This is a genomic window from Flagellimonas sp. 389 (assembly GCF_018449435.1).
GTDB lineage: Bacteria > Bacteroidota > Bacteroidia > Flavobacteriales > Flavobacteriaceae > Flagellimonas.
On the sequence record NZ_JAHCMU010000030.1, the window covers coordinates 2,501 to 5,373 of the forward strand.

Sequence of the window (2,873 nt, forward strand, 5' to 3'; positions counted from 1 at the left end):
GGCACGCCGTCACGGACGAATCCGCTCCGACCGCTTGTAGGCGTATGGTTTCAGGGTCTATTTCACTCCGTTATTCACGGTTCTTTTCACCTTTCCCTCACGGTACTGGTTCTCTATCGGTCTCTCAGGAGTATTTAGTCTTGGCGGATGGTCCCGCCGGATTCATACAGGGTTTCACGTGCCCCGCACTACTCAGGATACCACTATCTTTAACCAAACTTGCCTGTACCGGGCTATCACCGTCTACGGCCCCAATTTCCAATGGGTTCCAGTTCGTTTCGCAAAGAATGTCGTGGTCCTACAACCCCGGTGCTGCCGGAACAGCAACGGTTTGGACTAATCCGATTTCGCTCGCCACTACTATCGGAATCACTTTTGTTTTCTCTTCCTCCGCCTACTTAGATGTTTCAGTTCAGCGGGTTCGCCCCTCTTGCGAGGTGACTGGCCTTCAACCAGCCGGGTTGCCCCATTCGGATATCCACGGATCAACACTCGTGTGCAGTTCCCCGTGGCTTTTCGCAGCTTATCACGTCCTTCTTCGCCTCTGAGAGCCTAGGCATCCCCCATACGCCCTTATTTTGCTTGTCGCACCTGTACATAAAGTACAAATGCCCTCGTAATCCTTTATTATATTCTATTCTACTTCGTGTTTCTTATTTGACTTCGCCATGATGGTATAAACCATCACGCTCCGTCCCAATATGTCAATGAACTTGTGCCGAGTCGGCACCGACAAAAACAAAAATGTCCCGTCGGGCCTACTTTATTGGCCTTGTGGAGAATATCGGAGTCGAACCGATGACCTCCTGCGTGCAAGGCAGGCGCTCTAGCCAGCTGAGCTAATCCCCCAATTACCAGTCGTCAGTAATCAGTAGTTAGTAGTTAGTCCCTAACCACCGCCCAACTTCTAGAATTTCCAATACTTTATTTTTAAGAACTTCGTACTCCGTATTTTCAACTTTGCACTTCTCGTAGTCTCAGGCAGACTCGAACTGCCGACCTCTACATTATCAGTGTAGCGCTCTAACCAGCTGAGCTATGAGACTCTTTGGTGAACATATTATAAGACAGCATAAAAGAAAAACAAGGACCACCCCGATGAAAGGACGGGACATTGTCCGGTCGTCTTTCTCTAGAAAGGAGGTGTTCCAGCCGCACCTTCCGGTACGGCTACCTTGTTACGACTTAGCCCTAGTTACCGATTTTGCCCTAGGCCGCTCCTCTCGGTGACGGACTTCAGGCACTCCCGGCTTCCATGGCTTGACGGGCGGTGTGTACAAGGCCCGGGAACGTATTCACCGGATCATGGCTGATATCCGATTACTAGCGATTCCAGCTTCACGGGGTCGAGTTGCAGACCCCGATCCGAACTGTGACCGGTTTTATAGATCCGCGCCCGTTTGCACGGTGGCTTCCCTCTGTACCGGCCATTGTAGCACGTGTGTGGCCCAGGACGTAAGGGCCGTGATGATTTGACGTCGTCCCCACCTTCCTCGCGGTTTGCACCGGCAGTCCCGTTAGAGTCCCCATCTTTACATGCTGGCAACTAACGGTAGGGGTTGCGCTCGTTATAGGACTTAACCTGACACCTCACGGCACGAGCTGACGACAACCATGCAGCACCTTGTAATATGTCCGAAGAAAAAGGTATCTCTACCCCTGTCATACTACATTTAAGCCCTGGTAAGGTTCCTCGCGTATCATCGAATTAAACCACATGCTCCACCGCTTGTGCGGGCCCCCGTCAATTCCTTTGAGTTTCATTCTTGCGAACGTACTCCCCAGGTGGGATACTTATCACTTTCGCTTGGCCGCCGAGACCGAGGTCCCGACAGCTAGTATCCATCGTTTACGGCGTGGACTACCGGGGTATCTAATCCCGTTCGCTACCCACGCTTTCGTCCATCAGCGTCAGTTCGTTGTTAGTGACCTGCCTTCGCGATCGGTGTTCTATGTGATATCTATGCATTTCACCGCTACACCACATGTTCCGGCCACTCCACAACGACTCAAGACCACCAGTATCAAAGGCAATTCTACAGTTGAGCTGCAGACTTTCACCCCTGACTTAATGGCCCGCCTACGGACCCTTTAAACCCAATGATTCCGGATAACGCTCGGACCCTCCGTATTACCGCGGCTGCTGGCACGGAGTTAGCCGGTCCTTATTCTTACGGTACCGTCAAACGCCTACACGTAGGCGCGTTTCTTCCCGTATAAAAGCAGTTTACAACCCATAGGGCAGTCATCCTGCACGCGGCATGGCTGGATCAGTCTCCCGACCATTGTCCAATATTCCTCACTGCTGCCTCCCGTAGGAGTCTGGTCCGTGTCTCAGTACCAGTGTGGGGGATCCCCCTCTCAGGGCCCCTAACCATCGTAGCTTTGGTGGGCCGTTACCCCACCAACCAGCTAATGGTACGCATGGCCATCCCTGTCCGATAAATCTTTAACCTTAAGAACATGTGTCCCTAAGGTACCATGGGGCATTAATCCAAATTTCTCTGGGCTATTCCCCTGACAGGGGCAGGTTCCATACGCGTTCCGCACCCGTGCGCCGGTCGTCATCTTGTGCAAGCACAAATGTTACCCCTCGACTTGCATGTGTTAGGCCTGCCGCTAGCGTTCATCCTGAGCCAGGATCAAACTCTTCATTGTCTATCGTTAAATATCTATTCAACTCCCAAACAACAACCAAGTCCTTGACATCAAAATGGTTCTTTGTTATTCTCTTTTACGCTGTCTATACAATATGTCAAATGAACTTTTTTCAATCCTGAAAAAAAAGAAAAATATACCCCGCATAAGAACTATACAATCCCTCTCTCAAACGCCTGCCTTATCAGCTAAGCGGGTGCAAATATAGAAAGGTT

2 tRNA genes and 2 rRNA genes (1 of these 4 cut by a window edge) are annotated in these 2,873 nt (G+C 50.9%); all 4 read right to left on the reverse strand.

Annotated features, from left to right (window positions below):
- Positions 1–589: ribosomal RNA gene (locus tag KIM67_RS18395) — 23S ribosomal RNA — on the reverse strand (it extends 2,235 nt beyond the left edge of the window).
- 186 nt (positions 590–775) lie between these two features.
- Positions 776–849 (reverse strand) — tRNA-Ala (locus tag KIM67_RS18400).
- A gap of 123 nt (positions 850–972) precedes the next feature.
- A tRNA-Ile gene (locus KIM67_RS18405) sits at positions 973–1,046 on the reverse strand.
- 90 nt (positions 1,047–1,136) lie between these two features.
- Positions 1,137–2,658, reverse strand: a 16S ribosomal RNA gene (locus KIM67_RS18410).
- Together the 16S and 23S rRNA genes with 2 tRNA genes alongside form the textbook arrangement of a ribosomal RNA operon.
- Positions 2,659–2,873: the final 215 nt, after the last annotated feature.